The 22297-nt window shown below is 39.7% G+C and carries 19 protein-coding genes and 2 pseudogenes; 15 read left to right on the plus strand and 6 right to left on the minus strand.

Translation table 11 applies throughout. The features are described from left to right. Nucleotides 1-115: 115 nt before the first annotated feature. The 8 genes from V7K35_RS14535 (at nucleotide 116) to V7K35_RS14570 (ending at nucleotide 8187) form a co-directional block, all read left to right on the plus strand. Complete coding sequence (locus tag V7K35_RS14535) at nucleotides 116-736, plus strand: PD-(D/E)XK nuclease superfamily protein (RefSeq protein ID WP_335080000.1); 621 nt, start codon at nucleotides 116-118, stop codon at nucleotides 734-736. Nucleotides 737-739: 3 nt separating this feature from the next. Further along, nucleotides 740-988, plus strand: coding sequence for a hypothetical protein (locus V7K35_RS14540; RefSeq protein ID WP_335080001.1), 249 nt, complete (start codon nucleotides 740-742; stop codon nucleotides 986-988). A gap of 109 nt (nucleotides 989-1097) precedes the next feature. Next, on the plus strand, nucleotides 1098-1346 hold the full coding sequence (locus tag V7K35_RS14545) for a hypothetical protein (RefSeq protein WP_335080002.1): 249 nt from the start codon (nucleotides 1098-1100) through the stop codon (nucleotides 1344-1346). 522 nt (nucleotides 1347-1868) lie between these two features. Continuing rightward, nucleotides 1869-2927: a hypothetical protein gene (locus tag V7K35_RS14550; RefSeq protein WP_335080003.1), complete on the plus strand. Its 1059-nt coding sequence runs from the start codon at nucleotides 1869-1871 to the stop codon at nucleotides 2925-2927. Continuing rightward, the gene (locus V7K35_RS14555; protein ID WP_335080004.1) at nucleotides 2928-4397 is read left to right on the plus strand and encodes a DUF3131 domain-containing protein; all 1470 of its coding nucleotides are present in this window, start codon (nucleotides 2928-2930) and stop codon (nucleotides 4395-4397) included. It begins immediately after the preceding gene. A gap of 96 nt (nucleotides 4398-4493) precedes the next feature. Next, nucleotides 4494-6479: a glycosyltransferase gene (locus V7K35_RS14560; protein WP_335080005.1), complete on the plus strand. Its 1986-nt coding sequence runs from the start codon at nucleotides 4494-4496 to the stop codon at nucleotides 6477-6479. A gap of 61 nt (nucleotides 6480-6540) precedes the next feature. Next, nucleotides 6541-7251: a PIG-L deacetylase family protein gene (locus V7K35_RS14565; RefSeq protein WP_335080006.1), complete on the plus strand. Its 711-nt coding sequence runs from the start codon at nucleotides 6541-6543 to the stop codon at nucleotides 7249-7251. 609 nt (nucleotides 7252-7860) lie between these two features. Beyond that, nucleotides 7861-8187: an STAS domain-containing protein gene (locus tag V7K35_RS14570; RefSeq protein WP_334798096.1), complete on the plus strand. Its 327-nt coding sequence runs from the start codon at nucleotides 7861-7863 to the stop codon at nucleotides 8185-8187. 284 nt (nucleotides 8188-8471) lie between these two features. Here the strand turns inward: V7K35_RS14570 and V7K35_RS14575 are convergent, their stop codons facing one another. From V7K35_RS14575 to V7K35_RS14595, 5 genes are all read right to left on the minus strand, one after another. Beyond that, entirely contained in the window at nucleotides 8472-9662 is a 1191-nt protein-coding gene (locus V7K35_RS14575; protein WP_335080007.1) for a SpoIIE family protein phosphatase, read from the minus strand. 702 nt (nucleotides 9663-10364) lie between these two features. After that, complete coding sequence (locus tag V7K35_RS14580; protein ID WP_335080008.1) at nucleotides 10365-11033, minus strand: nucleotidyltransferase family protein; 669 nt, start codon at nucleotides 11031-11033, stop codon at nucleotides 10365-10367. Between the two features lie 12 nt (nucleotides 11034-11045). Then, the gene (locus tag V7K35_RS14585) at nucleotides 11046-12203 is read right to left on the minus strand and encodes an XdhC family protein (RefSeq protein WP_335080009.1); all 1158 of its coding nucleotides are present in this window, start codon (nucleotides 12201-12203) and stop codon (nucleotides 11046-11048) included. A 434-nt stretch (nucleotides 12204-12637) separates the two neighbouring features. Then, entirely contained in the window at nucleotides 12638-13087 is a 450-nt protein-coding gene (locus V7K35_RS14590) for an ISAzo13-like element transposase-related protein (RefSeq protein WP_335080025.1), read from the minus strand. Continuing rightward, complete coding sequence (locus V7K35_RS14595) at nucleotides 13009-13329, minus strand: hypothetical protein (protein ID WP_335080010.1); 321 nt, start codon at nucleotides 13327-13329, stop codon at nucleotides 13009-13011. Before V7K35_RS14595 ends, V7K35_RS14590 begins: the two co-directional genes overlap by 79 nt. Before the next feature lie 587 nt (nucleotides 13330-13916). Between V7K35_RS14595 and V7K35_RS14600 the strand changes: the two genes are divergently transcribed. The 6 genes from V7K35_RS14600 (at nucleotide 13917) to V7K35_RS14625 (ending at nucleotide 21324) form a co-directional block, all read left to right on the plus strand. Continuing rightward, nucleotides 13917-15089 carry a substrate-binding domain-containing protein gene (locus V7K35_RS14600; protein ID WP_335080011.1) on the plus strand — a complete coding sequence of 391 codons (1173 nt, stop codon included), beginning with the start codon at nucleotides 13917-13919 and terminating at the stop codon, nucleotides 15087-15089. Between the two features lie 590 nt (nucleotides 15090-15679). Beyond that, on the plus strand, nucleotides 15680-16648 hold the full coding sequence (nifH, locus tag V7K35_RS14605) for a nitrogenase iron protein (RefSeq protein WP_335080012.1): 969 nt from the start codon (nucleotides 15680-15682) through the stop codon (nucleotides 16646-16648). Between the two features lie 382 nt (nucleotides 16649-17030). Then, a complete protein-coding gene (gene nifE / locus V7K35_RS14610) occupies nucleotides 17031-18425 on the plus strand; it encodes a nitrogenase iron-molybdenum cofactor biosynthesis protein NifE (protein ID WP_335080013.1) in 1395 nt (464 codons plus the stop codon). Continuing rightward, complete coding sequence (gene nifN, locus V7K35_RS14615; protein WP_335080014.1) at nucleotides 18425-19735, plus strand: nitrogenase iron-molybdenum cofactor biosynthesis protein NifN; 1311 nt, start codon at nucleotides 18425-18427, stop codon at nucleotides 19733-19735. Before nifE ends, nifN begins: the two co-directional genes overlap by 1 nt. Before the next feature lie 284 nt (nucleotides 19736-20019). Further along, nucleotides 20020-20871 (plus strand): type I restriction endonuclease, encoded by an 852-nt coding sequence (locus tag V7K35_RS14620; RefSeq protein ID WP_335080015.1) that lies wholly within the window; start codon nucleotides 20020-20022, stop codon nucleotides 20869-20871. A gap of 84 nt (nucleotides 20872-20955) precedes the next feature. Beyond that, nucleotides 20956-21324, plus strand: coding sequence for a hypothetical protein (locus V7K35_RS14625; protein WP_335080016.1), 369 nt, complete (start codon nucleotides 20956-20958; stop codon nucleotides 21322-21324). A gap of 122 nt (nucleotides 21325-21446) precedes the next feature. On the opposite strand, the pseudogene V7K35_RS14630 reads toward V7K35_RS14625, so the two are convergent. Further along, a pseudogene (locus tag V7K35_RS14630) lies at nucleotides 21447-21650 on the minus strand (ABC transporter permease subunit); the annotation flags it as partial. A 126-nt stretch (nucleotides 21651-21776) separates the two neighbouring features. On the opposite strand from V7K35_RS14630, the pseudogene V7K35_RS14635 reads away from it, so the two are divergent. Further along, nucleotides 21777-22211: pseudogene (locus tag V7K35_RS14635) on the plus strand (transposase family protein); the annotation flags it as partial. Nucleotides 22212-22297 lie beyond the last annotated feature (86 nt).

Genomic DNA, 22297 nt, shown 5'->3' on the forward strand with positions numbered 1-22297 from the left:
CTTACTCTTATACGTATTTACACTTAAAATATTAGTGTAGTGACATTTTATAAAATGATCTTGTCACTACATAACTTTTAGTGTAACAATGTTGCTATTACTTTCCTCGTTAAATATGGATGAATATTTTTTAGAAAATTCAATTAGCTGTGCTAATTGTCTACATTCTGTTGTTATTGAAGACAGCAATAATAAAGAAATATATTACTGTGTAGAACTTAAAGAAAAGATTCCTGAAGGAGAGGATATTGGTGCTAATACTAATTGCCAGTATTGGGCTGTAGAACCTAGTTGCGAGAACAAAACTGTTTCTATTTTAAATGGAGGTAAACGTGCCAATTCTTCAGGGAAATCTTCTGAACACCTTATTGGATGTCTTTTAGAGCAAAGAGGCTTTAAAGTAAGGTATAGATATCCAGTACCTTGTAAGGGTATTTGGGGCAATGATCTAGTTGTCGATATTTTTTGTCAAGGTATTCCTCGTTTTCGTAATGGGTTAATACTTGAATCAAAGTGGCAAGACTCTAGTGGTAGTGCTTACCAAAAGATTCCTTATGCAATTGAAAATATAAAAAGTAAATATCCATGTGAAACAATTTTGATTATTGATGGAGAATGGATGCGTAAAGGTACGGGTAAAAGTGCTTTTGAATGGGCTAAAGCTCAAATTGGTGGAAAGTTGCTTGCAGTTTATACTTTTACAGAATTTGCCTCTTGGGTTATTAAGGAGCTATAAGTTATGGAAAATCAGAATTTTTATATTATTTGGGATTCAAGTTCTTCTGCTGCCTATGGTGGAGCATTAGGAGTTTATAACTCTTATGAACTCGCGCTAAAGGCAATGCAATCTTATGTTAGTAAGGGTGGTGTAGAGTATTTACACTGCTATTTAGTAGAACTCAATTCGCCAGTTTCCGATTGGGAACAAGTAATTGGTTATAGTGAGGGAAATAGTCAAGAAGATAGTGAGGGAGAATGGAGTTTATAGTTATGAAATTTACCGTATAAAAAATAGATGGCTATAAAATTTGTATAGATTAAATTATTGTTTATACATTTATTAAATTTATTTTGTAAGTTATTAAAATATTCAATGTATGCAAAATCAAAAATCTTACCTTGTTTTTGACTTAAGTTCTGAATGTTCTTTTGGTGAAGGTCTTGGAGTTTATACATCTTATGAGCTTGCAATTAAAGCAATGCAAGATCGTATTAATGATTATAATAACGTGGATACGGACATTTATTTACATTGCTTTTCAATAAACCTTGACGACCCTATATGTCAGTATCGTCCAATAGCTAATTACTCTGAAGGAAAATGGGATATTTCTCAACAAAATTGATATGTTCATTCTATAGCTCAGATTACTTTATAGATATATCTATAAAGTCAAGTAATTGCTGGAAAAGAGTTATAAAACTTTAGCTATAGATAATGTGCGTTAGTTAAGTGGTGCGCTAAGAAAATTTTAGGGCTACCGGGGAACTACTCTTCTGCCAGGGCGATTGTTGAAGAAAGGATAGAAGAGTAGGATTAATGAATAACGTTGTAGAAACTGACAACAACGTTGAATATTTACCTAGTCAACGTTGTAGACGTTATAAACGACATAATTTTAGGGGTGGGTTTTCCCGCCGACTTTCTGTAATTACTAGGACTTACGCAAAAACTCTCTGAAACTCTTATTTCTCTGTGTCCTCTGTGTCCTCTGCGGTTCGATTTTCCGTTACCTGTGCGTAAGTCCTGATTACAAAGCTATGTTTGTTATTTATCAGTTGTATTTGGGAATACTTGTAGATGATGCAGTAGCTTTCACAAGCAACACGCATTCAGATTCAAAATCCCTGTTTATTCCTTCAAATCTATGAACAAGGTACGACTGGCGTTGATGATGCTAATTTTACTAGGAAGCATCTTTGCAAATAAAAATCTAATGGCGGTTACTGATGCCTCAGGGCAACTCGAAAACCGGAAATTAAACCAAATTCGCAACCAAACAGCTTCCAATACTCCTGTACTACTGGGACTTTATGCCCCGGATTATTTAGGAGATCAAAGTAAAATTGACAGCGAATTGCGTCAAGTCGATCAATGGGTTGGTAAGCGCCATTCTATTGCTGGATTTTTCTTAGATATCGAAGACTCGAATCCTGCCTACAACATTCCAGTTCCTCTAAAACAACTGAGGCAAAATGGATACACAGCCTTTATTAATCTCAAATCCACTCGTTCAGCAGCGCAGATTGCTAGAGGAGACGTAGATAGTTCTCTGCAAAAAGTGGCAAAAGCCTATGCTGACTGGGCAAATGGAGGCAAGGATCGGATTGCGTTTATTGCGCCGTTGCAAGAGATGAACATTACTGGAGAAGCATACAGCAAAGACCCGCAGAACTTCAAGTTAGCTTATCAACGTATCCAAAAGATATTTAAAGAGGCTGGTGTATCTTCACAGACAATACGTTGGGTATTTGCGCCTAATGGTTGGAGTGAAAACAATGAACATCGCTTTGAAAACTACTATCCTGGGGACAAGTTCGTAGATGTCGTTGCCTTTAGTTCGTATAACTGGGGATATTGCAGTAATTCTTCTTGGAAACATTGGAATAGCCCCAAAGAGGCTTTTGAACCATATATTAAGCGCATGAAGGTTATGGCTCGCAGTAAGCCGATTTTCATCGCTCAAACAGCTAGTACAAGTAATACGCAAAAGGGTTTACAAAAAAATGCCAAAGACCAATGGTTAAGAGACTCTTATACTCAGCTATCTGCAATGGGTGTAAAAGCCATCATTTACTTCAATATTAATAAGGAATGTGATTGGGCAATTAACAGTAATACCGGCAAATCTGCTGGTTATAAAGACGCAGTAAATAATCCGGCTTTTGGCTATTTATCCCCTGCTGAGTTGGCAAAGAAGATATAGATGGCAATAAGCGTCATTAAAAGCATGATTTTGCAATCAGTTTTGTACACAACTACAAATCAACAACTCCTGCTTTGTCCGAGTCTAGCGACGTGGCAATGTTCTCCTACTCCATCTATACTCATTGCTGCCCCTGATAACTTTAACCTTGATGTCGAAACACCACGGCCACAAACCGTTGCAGAACCTACTGCTCCCACAGTCACCCCACTACCACTACCACTAAAACCAAAACCGACACCTACGCCAGAAAAACCTGTTATTCCTTCGCCAATAACTTCTTTACCACGATTGACGCAAGAAACAGATCAAATTGCTGCCAAGGGGGCTTGGAAATATTTTGAGCGTAACTGGAATCCCCAAACAGGTTTAGTAAATTCGGCAGACAATTTGCCCTGGACAACTTGGTGGGATCAGGGTAGCGCCTTATTAGGAATTCATGCAGCTTACCAGTTAGGGTTATTGCCAAAAGATAGGTTTCAACAACGGATGAACACTTTGCTAGAGACGTTGGAAAAACTGCCGCTACCTGCAACAGGTTTGCCCAACAAAGCTTATAGCACCCCTACTGTTGAAATGCGCCAACTCAATGACACTCCCGATCCCAAGGGTATCAGTGGTTGGTCAGTCTTGGATATGGCGCGATTTTTATTAGGATTGCATGTTATGCGATCGCACTATCCAGAATATAGCGATCGCATTAATCGGATCGTGACTCGCTGGAATCTATCGAAACTTGTTAAAGATGGTTGGTTAAATGGTGCTATTCCTAGAGCAGGTGGACTTCAAGAAGTCCAAGAAGGGCGGTTAGGCTATGAGCAATATGCTGCTCATAGTTTAAAGCTATGGAACATTCAAGCTACTAATGCTCTCTCCAATCCACCAGTTAAGATGGTTGAGGTTGATGGTATTACTCTGCAAATCGATCAACGGAATTTAAAAAACTCTGGAGCTACTAACTATCTAACAAATGATCCTTATTTGCTTTGGGGTTTAGAAATGGGTTGGAATGATGCTGTCAAGCCTCAAGTCCAAAATCTTTTAAAAGTGCAACAACAACGATTCAAGCGCACTGGAATTTTAACTGCTATAAATGAAGATTCGTTGGATCGTCCTCCTTATTTTCTATATTACAGTGTCTACGCCAATGGTAAAGCTTGGCAAGCTGTTAACGTTACAGGAAAAGCCTATCCCCAATTCCGGTTTATAAGTACGAAAGCAGCATTTTCTTGGTTTGCTCTCATGCCAGATCAGCCTTACACGAAAAGGCTACGAGACTTTGCTCAAAATTTATCCGATAAAAATCGTGGCTATCTTTCAGGGCGATATGAAAACTCAAAACTAGGTGTTAATGCTTCAGTTGACATTAATACGAATGCGATCATTTTAGAAAGTTTACTTTACCAAGCCAGAGGCAGACATCCACTGGTGCTTGATGCAAGGAGCCAGGAGAAACAGGAGAGACAGTAGAAGTAAATAAAATTTTTAACAATTCATAATTACCAATTTTTAACTCAGCAGTTTTTCTCGTTACACTAGCCTTTTCCATTTATTACCGATACTAAGATGACTTCAATTTCTATTAGTGATAATTCCTCAAATTTTTCCGGCAATAGTCGCTCATCACTCAAAAAAAGAACACTGTTATTTCGTTACCTGGCAGAAATCAATTTAATTTTTGGGTTCTGGTATTTGCAATGGCGCATTACCCATTCAATCAATTTTGATGTGCTGTGGATTTCTATTCCTTTGTTGATAGCAGAAATTTATAGCTATCTCGGTGGTGTAATGTTTGTAATTGGGTTATGGCGTCCTTTAGTGCGGCAGATTAAGTCTCTCGACCAGATGACCCCACCTCTACCCAGATCCGAATGGCCAACAGTAGATGTATTTGTGACCTGCTACAACGAGCCACCAAAAATTGTCGAAGAAACTGCCAAAGCTGCTCTGACAATGGATTATCCGCCAACAAAGTTACGGGTTTTTGTCCTTGATGATGGTAATTCGGCTGATATACGGACTATGACAGAAAGATTGTGTATTGAGGATTTGCAGTCACCACAACTACAACAAGAAGCAGCTCGAATTGATGCAGAACACTCTTGTTTGTTACAGCGCCTGAAGCAACTGGAAAATCTCACACCTAATACTCAAGCCGCTGAACAATGGCTGCAAGCATCATCATCAGAGCCAATAGTTAACCAGTTGGCTACCGAATTTGTGCAAAGTCTGCGACAGTTCATACTTTGGTTACCTCCAGATCATCAAAGTATAAGCGATCGCCTAACCACCGAACGGAAAACCTTAGAAAAAGCTATTCGTAACAAAGAACTGGAACTAGTAGAACTCTCCCGGTTCCGCTACATTGCTCGCCCCAAGACACCTGGCGTAGCGCATCATGCTAAAGCAGGCAACATCAATTACGCAATTTTTTCTGGAGAAACAGCAGGAAATTTTATTGTTACTCTAGATGCAGATCACATTCCCAAACCAAATTTTCTCAAGCGAGTTCTGCCTTATTTCTATACATATAATCTTTCAACAGGAAAATACGACCAGAATAAAATTGCTTTTGTACAGACCCGCCAGGATTTTTACAATATTCCTCCAGGCGATCCTTTTGGACATCGAGCAAATTTATTTTATGGGCCACTTCAACAAGGTAAAGATGGTATGAATGCTGCGTTCTATACGGGCACAAATGCGATATTGAGGCGTGAGGCATTAGTTAGTGTAGGACTGCAAAATTTTGCTGATGAATTTACCAAAGATGAAAAACGTTTAGATGAATTTGATTTAGTTGGTGGAGTATCAAGTAATAGCATTACGGAAGATATGAATACAGCCATGCGTTTGCATAGTGCTGGCTGGAAATCTATTTATCACAATGAACTTTTGGCACAAGGTTTAGCACCAGATGATTTGAGTTCTACTCTTAAACAGCGATTACGCTGGGCACAAGGAACTATCCAAGTGCTAGTTAGGGAAAATCCACTGACAAAATCAGGGCTAACGTTTTGGCAAAGGTTACAATATTTTAAAACGATGTATAGTTATTTCTCTGGTTTTGCAACTCTAGTTTTTATCTCTTGTCCAATTATCTACTTTTTTACAGACATTGTTCCAGTTAAAACCTACGGATCTGACTTTGCCCTTCACTTTTTTCCAGCTTTTATTGTCAACCGCCTCACTTTCCTAGCAGCTACCTGGGGCATTCCAGCTAGAGAAGTTTGGCGCTCTGAACAATATGCGATCGCTTTATTTCCCTTGATGATCCAAGCAGTATGGAGTGTATTTACAGGACAAAAACTTAATTTTCAAGTCACACCTAAACAAAGGCAATCCGGTATTTATCTTCGACTGGTTTGGCCACAGTTAGTTGTCTTTACCCTTACTATCTTAGGAATATTATGGAGTCTTTACTGTTTTGCAATTGGTCATCTAAATAATCCTTTTGTTCACCTACTCAATGGTGCGTGGGCTATCTATAACTTGCTACTTTTGTCAGTTATCATCCGCGCATCTGTTTGGCAGCCTCCAAAAGAAGCCTAAGAGGGACACAAAGGAGAATAACTCTTAACTCCCTTATAAATCCAATCTAGAAAACACAGCTATGAATTCTTATTCAGACTCAAACAACTTTGATCAACAAACTGTCTTAACAATTTATGCTCATGCTGATGATGAAGTTTTACCTGCTGCTGGCACTCTCAGTCTGATGTCCAAGGCAGGATGGAATATTCGTTGCTTAATTTTGACTGATGGCAGTCTTTCTAGTTCAGCTGTTAAGGGTACACGTCATCAAGAAGCAGATGCAGCCGGTAAAATCATCGGTGCAACTTACGAGTTTTATGCACTTGAGGAGTATAATTTTTCTACACAAGCAGTGATTAAAGTTACTGAAGATGCTATTGAGCGTTGGCAACCGGATCTGATTATTACTCATGCACCACAACCTGAAAAATATGGACATAGAGATCATGAAGTATGTGCGATCGCAGTTTCTAATGTTGCTACCCGTAAAAATATAACTTTATGGTATTCAGCACCACCTGTTTTTTTACGTGGTTTTGAACCAAACTTTTTTGTGAATATTACCTCTGTAATTGAGGAAAAGGTTGCAGCTATCGGTTGTTATGAATCAGAGTTAAATAAAACATTTATGCAACTTGATGCCATACTGGTTCTATCTCGTTTTTGGGCACGAGAGTTAGGTCAGAAAGATGGTTATTTTGAAGCTTTTGAAATCTCCCGGCAATGTGTGGATGCTAGCTTTTTTACTACAATAGCAAATAAGAATCACCAATCAATTAAACAAAGCTAATTGCATATAAAACACAAATTTTTTGTAATTGACTACGGGGTGTTTGCAAATAAAAACACAATATATCTCAATGAATTAAGGAGTTACAGGGATTAATCCCAAGGATTCTACCTCATTGAATAAAGGTGAAAAAGTGGATCTGAAAAAGAGGAGTTAAGCAACATTTGTTACTTGTTTACAAGAAGACTGAACTTTTGTAAGTGAAGAAAGAAAAGGTTTACCAATGTATACAACACTCGTTGCTGCTGTCATAAAATCCATGACATTTCATTTTACTTGAGCGTAGTGACAACAGTTAATATCCTTTGCGCAAAATACTTACAATTTGAATTTGAAAGCTAAAACTGTTATGTCGCTTTCCTTACAGGAAGACGAATAGCTCTAACGGGTACGCATTATTAGTTGATTTTACACCCTCAGCTTTCACAAAAAACCATAAAGCTGGTTTAACTTTCAGTAACTGGCAACAAGTACAAATAGTTTTGGCAAGTGCTATTTTTCTTTGGAATCAATCGGTTATAAACTATGCTCTATCTATTGCGGTTTAATTATGTCAATGCCAAAATATAAATATATATTTTTCAAAGCAAAGATTAGGAAAATAAAACCATGAGTTTGAGTGTAGAAGTTTTAGAACTAACTGGAATTTTAGATGGAATTAGAGGTAATGAATTGCGTCGTGAAGTTAGCGCAATTGTTGCAAACGGAACTGAGATATTGTTGCTTGACATGAAAGAAGTAAAGTTTATTGATAGTTCTGGTTTAGGTGCTTTAGTATCAGCAATGCAAATAGTACGAAATGCTAATGGTAAACTTTTTGTCTGTTCCATTAGCGATCAGGTCAGGATGTTGTTTGAACTGACTAAAATGGATAGGATTTTTAAAACCTTTACTGATCAAGATGAATTCAATCGCCAAGTGTTGGCAACACAATAGGCTGCTAAACAATACAACATTTAAATAGACCTGTCCAGAAATTTATAACCCAGTCTTTACAAGGGTTTTTAATCAGTACAGGAATAAGGATTTGGCATAGTTGATAATAGTTTAAAGGTAAAAAATAGTATTTTCAAACTTTGAACTTCAACAATATTTATTATGCTGTATGATACCCAAAATCTATATGAGGCAAATTTTAGGGTTTATAAAGATAAAATTTTATATCTTATCTTTATGCTTATTTGATTTTCGGACGGGTCTATTGTGATTATTTGAATATGTTAACTAAAATTAACTTTTACTAAAGATAAGTCATCATCAAGATTATCTTGAGCGTTTAAGGTAAGAATCTTGGCTAAGAGTTGATTTAGGTTACACGTATCTTTCAGGCTATATTCGGTTAGTAAGTCAATGAAAGCATCAATACCCCAAATTTTACCATCTGGCTGATTAATTTCATAAGCCCCATCACTGAAGATGTATAAAGTGCTATTTTCTTCGATTTCAAGAATAGCATCCTCAAATTTGACATCAGCTAAAAAGCCAATAGGTAAATCCAAAGAACTTAGCTGTTTAACTTGGATGCTGTTCGTAGAGGTATTAGATAACAGTAAAGCTGGTGGATGTCCGGCGTTGGCATAAATGAGTTGGCGTTTAAGGCGGTGATAAACTCCATACCAGATTGTGAAGTATTTATCACCGTGCTTTGTCATTTGGAAGGCGTGATTGAGCGCTTTTAATACTTCACTAGGTTGAGAAAAGTTAGTGTTTGGTAGAGATTGCGATCGCAATACATTCAGCACGGATACTGACAGCAGGGCTGAACCGACCCCATGACCTGATACATCTAACAAATAAATTGCCAAATTATCTTCATCAATCCAATGATGGTCGAAACAATCACCCCCTAGCTGCGCTGAAGGAATAAACAGATTTTCTGTAGTTACTGATCCTACAAGCGGTGATGGTAGAAGCGATCGCACATAAGCAACTGCCTCAGACAATTCTGCTTCTAAAATTTGCTTTTGGGTTTGCAAATCCTGATTAAGTGTCTCTAAAGCTTGCTTTTGACTTTGTAAATCCTGATTTAGCTGGTGTAATCTTAGTCCTGCTCTTACCCGTGCTTTCAATTCATTCATTTCTATTGGTTTAGAGATAAACTCGTCTGCTCCAGCGTCAAGTCCTCTAACTCTATCTTCCTCCTCTCCTCGAGCTGCTCCCCTAGCCGTCAATAGAATAAAAAAAGTAGTCGCCAACTTTGGATCTGTTCTAATTCGACGACAGACTTCTAGCCCATCTACCTGGGACATCATCCAGTCACAGATAATTAGAGCAGGATGTAGCAGTTGTGCTTGTATAATTCCTTCTTCGCCATTGCTGGCTACAGTAGTCTCATAACCCTGCTTTTGGAGTGTGCTTTTCAGTACTGCTCGCACTGTAGGGTCATCATCAATAACCAGAATTTTAAACATAAATTACAGTTTTCTAAATAAATAGCTGCTTTAATTTAACTTAAACCTTGTCTAAGTTGAGACCCGTAGTTTTTCCTAATCGGGTTTGAGATGAGTTGTAACCCACAAACGATCCCTTGATCGCGCTCGCCCGGTATTTCACGCCGCGACTACCAGCGAGCCTGGTTTGCGACAGCTCCTTATTGATGTCGGAGTGATAGTAGCGCTCAATAGCTTCAATGTCGGGGAACTCAACGATGATCAGGGCTGAGGGTTGCAGTCACCCTTGATCGTCTTGTAATTATTGCCGCGCACAATAAAGCGACCACCAGCCGCGACAACATGCTCAGTGGCAGCCCCGCTCATACTTGACCAGCTTTGACGGATGGGTGACTTCTAGTTCGATGATTTAAATAAGCTGGCATAATTTTGTTCTCTATCGACTGAGTTCTGTTGTAGAAAAGCCAGATGGTTTACTACGTGAGCGTTCACGTACCAAGATTTGCACATCCCGCGCTTCGTCGGCTTGGTCAAGACAACGTACGTGCCTTTGCACCCGCACCATGCTTCCTGACAAAATTACCTATACATAAGCCCAAGTTATAGGTGTTGAGGTAAGAGACTGTAATCAAGGCACTTGTTTTACACCACCCGGCGCCCAAATTCAAAACAAGTCCTTTTGGTTCGTTAATAACTGCGTGCCATTCTATTTTATTGCCATCTTCACAGATACTCGTTTTGTTCCATCTGAACTTCAGAAGCCAAATTGGTAATTGATAACAATTGTTTATAATCTTTTGGTGTATCAATATCAATATTACCTAGTGGAAACGGAATGGAAAAGACTTCATTGAGGTTATTATTAATAACTTTTTTTGCTCCTGAAGTTTCTTTTAAAGCAGCAAGTTCTGAAAAAAACATCTGACTAAATAGAGATGGGACACCTAATGTACCCGCATATTCACAAGCAATGATCGGTTTTTTCTCTGAATAATATGCATCAACAAGCTGATTGATAATTTGGTAAGAAACAAATGGCTGGTCGCAAACTGTAATAACTACCGCTTCTATTTTTTGAGGAAGATTATTCAACAATTCTATACCGCTTTTGATTGAAGTACTCATTCCACAAGCCCAATCCAAGTTCTTAATCACTCTAACGGGAAGTTGCTTAATTTGGGGATGAATCTGTTCTGCATTTGCTCCAAGTACTACTACTACAGGTTGGCAAACTGAAGCGATCGCCATTTCTGTAATGTATTGCAAAAAACTATGTCCTTGGTAAAGCAATAGTTGTTTAGGTGTACCCATACGAGTAGATGCACCAGCAGCAAGAATCATAATGGCTATGGTTGATTTTTTATTGTCTATTTGCTCAATGTTAAATACCATGACAGATAAAAACTATGTGGTAACTAGCAAGTTTAAGTTGCTTTCATAGCATTGGTGAATTGGTTGATTGCGATTTCTTAAAAAATTACCACTGCGGTTTGTCAGTACTGCTTGAATTTCAGCAATAATGGCGATCGCTATTCCTTCCGGTGTATCTGCACCGATGTCAATTCCAATAGGACCATGCAATCTTTTTAATTGTTCAGTAGTATAAACTATTCCTTGCAAACGTAAATCTTCAATCAACCTTTCAGTCCGCGCCTTAGGGCCTAAAACCCCTATGTAGCGTGCAGGAGATGGTAGCAACATTTTCAAAATTTCCAAGTCATCAAGATAATTATGTGTCATCACTACAGCAACTGTGTAGGCATCTATAAATACCTGTCTTTTTAGAATTTCTCGCCGACTAAGAATCACATCACAAGCCATAGGAAATCGCGATCTAGTTGCCTCATTAGCTCGGCAATCGACTACAGTAACTTGCCAACCTAATGCTTGAGCAAACTGTGCTACGGGTACAGCGTCATAACCTGCACCAAATATTACTAAAGATGTGGGTGGGTGGATAACTTCGATAAAAACTTCTACACTGCCTAAAGGTAACTGATAGTTGTTTACGCTTGACTTTTGATTAGCAAAGGCTGCTTGAGTATCTGCACTCAAAGATTGAATTAAATGTGGATCTTTAATGTCAGTCAGAATTTTACCGTTTGGATACAACAGTAAGCGCGACCCAAGTTTCACATCTACCCCGCCTTCAAAAGCAAAGATTGTAGCAATAATACCCAAATGTTTTTTATGAAAGCACTCCTGTGTAAAAGCGATCGCATTCAGTGTGCTTTCTATCTCAAGACGTTCGATGAGAACTTGAACCATTCCATTGCACCCTAGACCAAAGCCCCAAAGAATATCTTCAGAGGCGGTATTATCGTAAGTAACAACAATTGGTTTGCCGTCTAACATTCGTTGTTGAGTATGCTCAAATACGTCATTCTCCAAGCAACCAGCGCTGATTGTTCCGATCATCCGACCTGCATTTGTCATCAACATTTTAGCACCCGGTTGGCGATAGGTTGAACCTTGAGTTTTAACTACAGTGGCAAGGAAAGTGATTTCACCATTTTTTTGACTTGACTCGAAGCCTTCTAAAATTGCTTGTAATTCGTTCATTTGATTGCTTATTTTCTGTTTATAGCAGTTTATCAGCTTGAGCAAGCAGTCCCAATGAAAATAATGTGATGACTAGGCCATTCTGCATTACTACTAGTGTCAAATACGAGTCGATTACCACCCATCAACGATTAAAGCATATCCATGAGACTGACTGCGTTGTTTACTGCCGCAGGTATCACAGTGTTCTGCTACCCAAGATAAGTTAAAATCTCGCTGAAATCATACCCCGCAGGATAGTTGTCAATTTGAATTATTTATCTATTATAAGAGTTAGTAGGGAATACTGATTTTTTGTGACTTACAATTTTAGCAAAGTTATTAAACATGGAGTGTAAAGTCACACAAATAGTGACAGTGGAAGGAACCAATAATGTGATGGACTGTGTCGAGTGTTACGATTTCATGTACGTGAAGACCTATACCGCCAAGATTTAGGGATAATAAAGTAATTGAATTGGTCTTTGTATCTGGTCAACAAATTCAACCATTCTTTTTAAGGATTGAGTTCGTACTCCGCTACTTTCGGAACCGTTATCAATTTTAATTTGTATTAGTTCAGTATCCTGTCTTTGTTCTGATGTAATTGTTTTCCACCAATGAATCAGGTTATCAACAATGAAATCGCTGGTTTTATAGGAACTACCAAAGATAATATGTAGTTGCCCATTATCTTCGTCTACAATCCCACAGGGAATATATTTTTCCTTGCATCCCATATCGTGGTCGCTAGCTTGATTGTCCCCTCTAATTTTTCCTCCACGCGAATAATCGCCAATATTTACGGTGGCTTTACAGTCCATGCTTAGTCTCTTAACTGATTCGCTAGTTGCAAGATTTTCAAAGTCTTTGATGTTGTTGAAGATGTCATCTGTTTGTGGTATTTTTTTGGAGGCTTGGCATTTACAACTAGCCGAAGACGATAGCCCATTCGGTTCAATACTTGTGCCATTGTACTAGCTCCTGGCAATTGCTCCGGGCTAAATCCAAGCTCTTTTATCTCTTTCAATGCCGATGCTGTTAGTCTGGTATCGGCTAATGATGTTTTCAATGTCGGGTCTTGTTTAGCATGAGATTCCGCAAGATGCAGCAGTGACAATGCTGCAACTGCAAAGTTTCTCCTCACAAAGGTTTGCTCCGCTAAAAATTGACTGTAATCTTACACAGGTTATCCCTGTTCGTTTTTCTGCCAATCCTACCTCTATATTTTGTCTACCCCAGCTAAATACCGTTTCTGCCTGCCTTGCGCTTCCCTTCAAATATTTCAATGTCATCTGTGCCTGAAAACTCCGACGTTCTACTCCATTCATTTTCGATGCTGCCAACCGCAAGTCTTCTATTTGCAATGCTGTTAATTATTTGGCTGCACCTGCTGTGGCTAACGTATCCAAATGCTTGCTCCTATTTGTTTTGCATCAAGGCTACATTCTACCTCTATTGGTAAATTCTTTCCTATAAATCACCTTAGTTGCGGTGTGACAGTTCTGGATGCGGAATATGGGTAAAAAGCAACCACCCGCAAAAATAATTTGCGCTAGGCAAGCAAATTGGCAATTTCTGTGATAGTCTTTTAATATGGGGAATTAAGAAAGCGAAAGCACAGTCATGTCTGTCGTCAAAGAGAAATGATATAAACTCGTAGACCAGACTTTCGCCTTGGCAGATGCAATATTTAAATCCGCTACGGCTTTTTGAAACTAAGAGACAAAGCCAATGAAGCAGGATAGTGACCTCCGTAATAACTTGAAGTCGATTAGAACTCGTTTAGGCATGAGCCAACAAGATTTGGCTAACATCGCTAATGTGACTCGTCAGACTATTAGTGGTGTAGAGTCGGGACAATATGCCCCCTCAGTAGCCATAACACTTCGTTTGGCCAAAGCGCTTGGCTGTCAAGTTGAGGATCTATTCTGGTTAGAGCGGGATTTACCTAAAATTGAAGCCGTTCTTGCCAAGCCTGTTCCCTATGGTCAGCCGCTACGAGTCAGTCTGGCTCGCGTAGGAGGACAATGGATAGCTTATCCCTTGATTGGCAAGGATGCTTTTCGCCAAGATATGATTCCGGCCGACGGTGAAGCAGTTGCCGGGGTTCCCGCAAGGTATCTGGCGGGTGAGGATAAAAGCCGGATAGGTACAGATAAAGTTCAAGTCCGGCTTTTAGACGATAATCTGGATACCCTTCACAACACAATTGTGATTGCTGGCTGTGCGCCTGTGATTTCATTATGGGCGAGAGCAACTGAACGTTGGCATCCCCAACTGCGAGTCCAATTTAACTTCGCCAACAGCATGGCTGCATTATATAGTCTATGCCAAGGTGAAGCGCACATTGCCGGGATGCACTTGTATGATCCTGAGACTGGTGAGTATAACACTCCCTTTGTTCGAAATGTTCTGGCTGGGAGGGAAGCAGTTCTGATTACCCTTGGTGTCTGGGAGGAGGGACTTTTGGTAAAGTCTGGTAACCCAAGAGGAATCAGAACAGTTGGCGACTTGGTACAAAGGGGAGCGACTATTGTCAACCGCGAAATAGGTTCCGGTAGTCGGATGCTTTTGGAACAAACACTGCAAGAGCAGCAGATACCGTTCCATGCTATCCAAGGCTTTGACCATATTGTCAAAAATCACCAAGATGTTGCCCAAGCTGTAGGATTAGGAGTTGTGGATGCAGGTATTAGTACGGCATCTATAGCTACCGCCTTTGGGCTGGGATTCATTCCCCTGCATCAATCAAGATACGACTTAGTGATTCTCAAGGAATATTTAGAAGAAGCACCAGTACAGCAATTGCTTAGTACTTTGGGACATCGCCTGGTTCACTCACAATTTGAAATTCTCGGCGGTTACGATATCAGCAAAATCGGAGAAGTTGTAGCGACTGTTTAGAGTGGATTGCAATGCTTGGTTGGTTGTGTGTTAAAGGAAAACTTCGCGTAAATTTAAATTCCTGCTGCAACCACTCTTTAGGTATGAGCAACCTTCAGGGGATTACAACAACTGATAATGCTGAAGAAAGGAGATATAAAGTTATGCCAATTCGTAATTCGTAATACTCGCTTCCGGGAGAAGTAAAGTACGTACGCTCTCTACGAGACGCGCAAGGGACGCGGACTCGCTAACGCTACGTTAACGTAATTAAGAAATTTGGATTTAATCTAGGTTTCCAGCTTGGAATCTGTAGCTTTCTTTTTTCCAATTGGTATTACTACCGCCAGAGAAATCATTTGAGTGAGCGGATGGTAATACTTGCAATATTCCTTGAGTGATGTCTTATTGGTGTAGCCATTAGTCAGAAAAAATAATGACTAATAGTCAACGAAAACTGACCAAAACTTGAATATGTTCTTTCTTCAAACTCTTTTTGCTGTAGAACGAGCACCTCCAACGACGTTCTACACATGGTCAATGCTGTAACTTGACAGCACAATCGCCTCATTAACTGACAAATCCACCAAACAATTACAGGATCAATCATCATGTCCGACGAAAAAATTAGACAAATTGCTTTCTACGGTAAAGGCGGTATCGGTAAATCTACCACTTCCCAAAACACCCTTGCTGCAATGGCAGAAGTGGGTAAACGCATCTTGATTGTGGGATGCGACCCGAAAGCTGACTCTACACGTTTGATTCTGCACTGTAAAGCTCAAACCACCGTGTTGCACCTCGCTGCTGAACGTGGTGCTGTGGAAGATATCGAACTTGAAGAAGTTGTTATCAATGGTTTCCGAGATATCAAATGCGTGGAATCTGGTGGTCCTGAACCTGGTGTAGGTTGCGCCGGTCGCGGTATCATCACCGCCATCAACTTCCTCGAAGAAAACGGCGCTTACTCAGATGTAGATTTCGTATCCTACGACGTGTTGGGCGACGTTGTATGCGGTGGTTTCGCTATGCCAATCCGTGAAGGTAAAGCCCAAGAAATCTACATCGTTACCTCCGGTGAGATGATGGCGATGTTTGCTGCTAATAACATCTCTCGCGGTGTTCTCAAGTACGCCCATACTGGTGGCGTGCGCTTAGGAGGTCTAATTTGTAATAGTCGTAATACTGACAGAGAAGACGAACTGATTAGCACATTGGCGGCCAGATTGAGTACTCAGATGATTCACTTTGTTCCCCGCGACAACATCGTGCAACACGCAGAATTGCGCCGGATGACTGTCAACGAGTACGCACCTGATAGCAATCAAGCTAATCAATACCGGACATTAGCGGACAAGATTATCAACAATACAAATTTTGCTGTTCCTACACCTATTGAGATGGACGAGCTAGAAGATTTGTTGATTGAATTTGGTATTCTCGAAAGCGAAGAAAATGCTGCAAAACTGATAGGTGCTGCTAACGCTCAAGCAGATAGTGAGAAGAAGCTAGAAGATGCTCAAGGCGAAGCACTAGAAGCACTGAAAAAAGGAAACGTAGAAATAGTTTCCGGTAGCTAGAAGAAGTAAGGTTCTTTGTCTGACTCAGGTGCTAAAGACAAAGTAAATATTAGGTGGGCGATTCTCGCCCACTCTCTCACCAATCCTTTAAAATGGAGGTAATCGAATTGCTAATCTTAATTTCTGCGTGTTTTTTTCACAGTCATAATGCTAATACACTAACACCTACAGGGCAAGATTAATACTTTAATAGTCTAGTTCGTGTTTTTGTTTTCTCCTTCTCTAATTTAGTTGGTTGTTTATGTTCTAGGGGATGGAAAATTCTTTTTCTCATTCCCTTTTATTCCATGTTTTAGATACACAGTAAATAAATAAAAGTCATATAAAAGCCTTTGGGAATTCAGTTAATACCTAACAACTTCTACCTATTGTCACCAAACAAATGAATCACACTCCAGGAAAAACCAACGATTCACTCAGTAACTCAAATTCCGAAAATGCTCGTCAGCAGCAGATGCAAAACAAAAAAAAGTCTTCCACACAATTACCCCAACCTGGAACTACCCAAGGGAGTTGCGCTTTTGATAGTGCAATGATTACTCTAGTACCAATCACCGATGCTGCTCATGTAGTTCACGGCCCAAGTGGCTGTGCTGCCAGTATTTGGGGAAGTTACAGCAGTCTTTCTTCTGGTTCTATGCTGTACAAGATACGCTTTAGCAGCGACATTGATGAGAACGATATCATCTTTGGTGGAGCCAAAAAGCTGTATAAAGGCATTTTAGAATTACAAAGACGCTACAAACCTGCGGCGGTGTTTGTTTACTCCACTTGCATTACCGCTTTGATTGGAGATGATATAGAGGGAGTTTGCAAAGATGCCACCGAGAAAACAGGAATACCCACTATCCCTGTACACTGCCCAGGGTTTATTGGGAATCAAAATTTAGGCAACCGTGTTGCTGGTGAAGCAATGCTAGAACATGTTATTGGAACAGCTGAACCAGATACTAGTACACCCTATGATATCAACCTAATTGGTGAACACAATATTGCAGGTGCAATATGGAATGTTCTACCGTTATTAGAGAAATTAGGTATTAGAGTTTTGGCAAAAATTACAGGTGATGCTGTCTACAAAGAAGTTTCCTATGCCCATCGCGCCAAACTTAATGTGCTGCTCTCGTCCAAAGCACTAATTAACATGGCAAAAAGCATGGAGAAAAAATATGGTATTCCCTATATTGAAGAGTCTATTTATGGCATAGAGCAAATCAATCAGTGTTTAAGAAATATTGCCGCAAAGTTGGGTAATCCTGATTTGCAAGAAGGTACAGAAAAACTAATTGCAGAAGAAACTGCTGCAATAGATGAAAAACTCGCTCTGTATATTACCCGATTACAAGGTAAGCGGGTTATCCTTTCTACTGGAAATTTCAAGAGTTGGTTGATTATCTTTGCTGCTAAGAAATTGGGGATGGAAGTTATTGCTATTAGTACTAAGAATAATACTGAGGAGGATGGAATTAGAGTCAAAAGTTTACTGGGTCAAGATGGCATAATTCTAGAACAAAATAGTTCTGAAGAAATTTTACAGATAATTAACGAAAATCAAGCTGATATGTTAGTTGCTGATAAACGCCATCAAGACGCCTCTCTCACAGCTAAGATTCCATTCCTGGATATTAATCAAGAACGCAACCATCCCTATGCAGGCTACATAGGAATTTTAGAGGTGGCACGAGAACTGTATGCCGCTTTTTACAACCCTGTGTGGCAGCAAGTATGTCAGCCAGCCCCGTGGTCAGTAGGAAATTCTTCTGAGGAGGATATCTAATGGCGATTATTAGCATTACGAGTACATCAGTTGCAGTTAATCCCCTGAAGCAAAGCCAAACTGTAGGTGCAGTTTTAGCCTTTTTGGGGTTAAAGGGGATGATGCCTTTATTACACGGTTCTCAAGGCTGTACTGCTTTAACTAAGGCAGTATTAGTACAGCATTTCCGTCAGGCGATTCCCCTTTCCAGTACAGCAATGACAGAAGTTGCAACCATTTTGGGTGGTGAGGAAAGAGTTGAACAAGCAATCTTGACTTTGGTGCAGAGGTCTAAACCAGAAATTATCGGTCTTTGTAGCACTGGACTCGTGGAAACCAGAGGAGATGACATGGGGCGCTTTGTTAAGGAGATTCGCTACCGTCACCCAGAACTAGATTATTTACCAATTGTGCTTGTCTCTACACCAGATTTCAAAGGTACATTACAGGATGGCTTTGCTGGTGCAGTTGAGAGTATAGTCAGGGAAATCCCCCAAAAAAGCTCCAAGCAAGATGCTTGTCCTACACAAATCACTATTTTGGCGAGTTCTGCCTTCACACCAGGGGATGTACGGGAAATCAAAGAGATTGTCACTTCCTTTGGACTTGTACCTATTGTTGTACCTGACCTTTCTGGCTCACTAAATGGTCATATAGAAGATTCCTCTAGTGCCATAACAGCTAATGGCACAAATGCAGCACAGTTGCGCTCAATTGGTAATTCTGTATTCACTTTGGCACTAGGCGATAGTATGCGGGGTGGGGCGCAAATTTTGGAGCAAAGATTCAATATACCTTACGAAGTATTTAGTGAATTGACGGGACTCACAGCAGTAGATAAATTCCTCCAAGCATTGGCAGATATCAGTGGTATCAGGGTACCTGAAAAATACCGCCGTCAACGCCGTCAGCTACAACATGTGATGTTGGAGAATCACTTTTACTTTGGTTGCAAGCGAGTTTCTCTAGCGCTGGAACCAGATTTACTTTGGTCAACAGTTTCTTTTTTGCGATCGCTAGGAGTTGAGATTCATGCAGCAGTGACAACAACACGCTTTCCTCTGCTAGAAAAACTTCCCATTAAAAGCATCACTATCGGCGATTTGGAAGACTTTGAGCAACTGGCGGTTGGATCTGATTTACTAATTACCAACTCTCATGGAGCGGCGATCGCTCAACGCTTAAAAATTCCTCTCTATCGTCAAGGGATTCCCATTTTTGACCGCTTAGATCATGGTCATCCCACCAAGGTTGGCTATCGAGGTACTATGCAACTTTTATTTGATATTGGCAACCTGTTTTTAGAGCAAGAAATAAAGGTTAAGCATTAAACAGAGCTAACTCTAACTGTTCATGACATTATTACCAATAATATTGGTAATAATGTAGCACAAGATACAATCTTGCAGATCAACTTCAGCTTTGATAGTTACTATCAAACCGTATATTTCATCTGTGAATATACCAACCGATGCCAGTAACTAGGCACTAGCTTTTGCGTTGACTCAAATTAAGTCTTCTACTGTTGATGAATCCAGCACAACTAAAAAAAACTGCTAAGACGAGTCGTGTTTCAAGAAAGCTTCGCCACCGTTTTGATTTCACACAATCTGCGATGCCTACGGCGGGCTACGCCTACGCACCATCTTTGCTTACCTGGTTCGAGGTTATTGGCTACACAGTTTTGTTAGAGGCAGATATTGCTTTGGGTAAGCATCAGATAGGGCGTAGCAGTTATAGTGATGTGGTTTTGTATCAGCGCCTTTGTAGTGCTTTGCAGAAAATTAACCCCACAAAACCTGATGAGGCGATCGCCGCAGCTATCCATCAGGTTACTTACACAGAAAGTTCTGACTTGCCAAAAAATAACTGTCGCTTTCACAAATTCTTGACTAATGGTGTGGAAGTTGAATATCTGTATAACGAAGAAATAGTTTATGACAAAGTGTGGCTGATTGATCCGTCTAATTTACTGAACAATGATTGGCTAGTCATTCATCCCTTGACTGTAGTTGAGGGGAGTTATGCTCACTGTCCTGATGTAGTTGTTTTTATCAACGGTTTACCCTTGGCGGTTATTGTCTCGATTCAGCCAAGTGATGAACAGTCCACTTTCAAAGAAGGTTATCAACAAATTCAGACCTGCTGTCAACAAATACCAAAGCTGTTTGACTACAACACATTCCTAGTTATTACTTATGGAAGTCGGGCCCGAATCGGTACATTAACCTCGGGCTGGGAGGAGTTTTTACCCTGGCACACGATTGATGGCGAAGACTTTCCTGCCAAGGGCACAACTGAACTAGAAGTGCTAATTCAAGGTATTTTTGACAAACGGCGTTTCTTAGAGCAAGTATTGCACTTGATAGTGTTTGAGGAGAACGGAAGCAGTATTAGTAAAAAATTGCTTCGCCGACCTTTTTGTACTACACAGTACCCCAAAAAATATTCGTGCCAAGGTTGGTAAGTACTGAGTTATCAGTGATTAGTAGAAAAACTAAATCACAATTCAAAATTCCCAATTGCTACTTTCAGCATGAAAGTTATAACTATGAACACAAGTTGGTATGAACAAGAGCTAGTCAAAGAATTCAAAACGGTTATTGCTCATTCTTTCCCACAAGTCGAGGAATTGCTAAAACACTGTCATGTTAAACTTATCGAGTCTTATTGGGGAAGACCTCGTGTTCACTTTCTGCCATACTTCACAATTTATTGCCCTGACAATCTGATTGCTGCTGTCAAAGCCCAGATATCTATACTCAGAGAAGTAGCAGAATATGCGGGATTAGTTGAGGTTGTGTGCCTAAATGCTACGCATCTGCTGCGAGATCCGATGTCGAAGGTAAAGCAGATAGATCCGTGTTTGTGGTTAGAACTACAATGGCTTGTAACACAAAAACAAGAACATTTACTATGATTTCCCGACTTTGGGTGCAACTACAAAAGTGCTTATTATGCCATCTTTGAGTAGATGGCATGATTAAAACACGCAGGATAATTGCATTTTTTGACTAATAATTCTTAATCCATAGTTATTTACATTGTTTGCGTTTGTCCTGGCATATTGCCCGCCAGCATCAACGTGGCACCGAACTCACCCAAAGCACGGGCAAAGGCGAGAGTTGTAGCCGCTACAATTCCAGGTAGTGCTAGAGGTAGACTGATGCGCCAGAAGATTGCCACTTCCGTTGCACCAAGAGTTCTGGCTACCCGCAAGAATGAGGGTTTAAGGGATGTAATCACAAGGTAAGCTCATCTAATTTGGTATAATGCGAACTTGATAAATCAAAGAAAATCAGGATAAATGACCTAATAAAAGACGTACTTTACAACTGAGCAGGATAAATGAGAAGACTTCAATGCTGTTGTCAAAAAAAAAGATTTTTTAGCGCAAAACAAAGAGAACATACTTTAAAAACGTAGGTAGTTATCCACCAAAAAATTAGTAAAATCATCTGTTTAGTGCATGGTATGGGGAGAATCCATGATTTTAGACTATTTAAAAGTACTGGGATAAAATTTGGAGAATTACTTAAAGTTATAGCGGATAAAGGCTATCAAAGGATTAATAAGATTCATCAATTGAGTGAAACACTGATTAAAAAACCAAAAGGTGGAAGGTTGACGAAAGAACAAAATAAATACAATCGAGAACTCAATCGATTAAGAATTGCTGTTGAACATGTAAATCGTCGTCTAAAAATATTTAAAATTTTGTCTGATAGATATCGAAATCGTCACCGACGTTTTGGCTTAAGGTCGAATTTAATTGCGGGAATTTATAATCACGAATTAGCTATGTAAATAGATTGAAAACTTAAATTTATCAAAAAATTTCAGTAATTAATCTATAACTGAAACTGAAGTTCATTTGCTCCCCGCAGCATTTC

The sequence above is a fragment of the Nostoc sp. genome, assembly GCF_036917275.1.
Lineage (GTDB): Bacteria > Cyanobacteriota > Cyanobacteriia > Cyanobacteriales > Nostocaceae > Nostoc.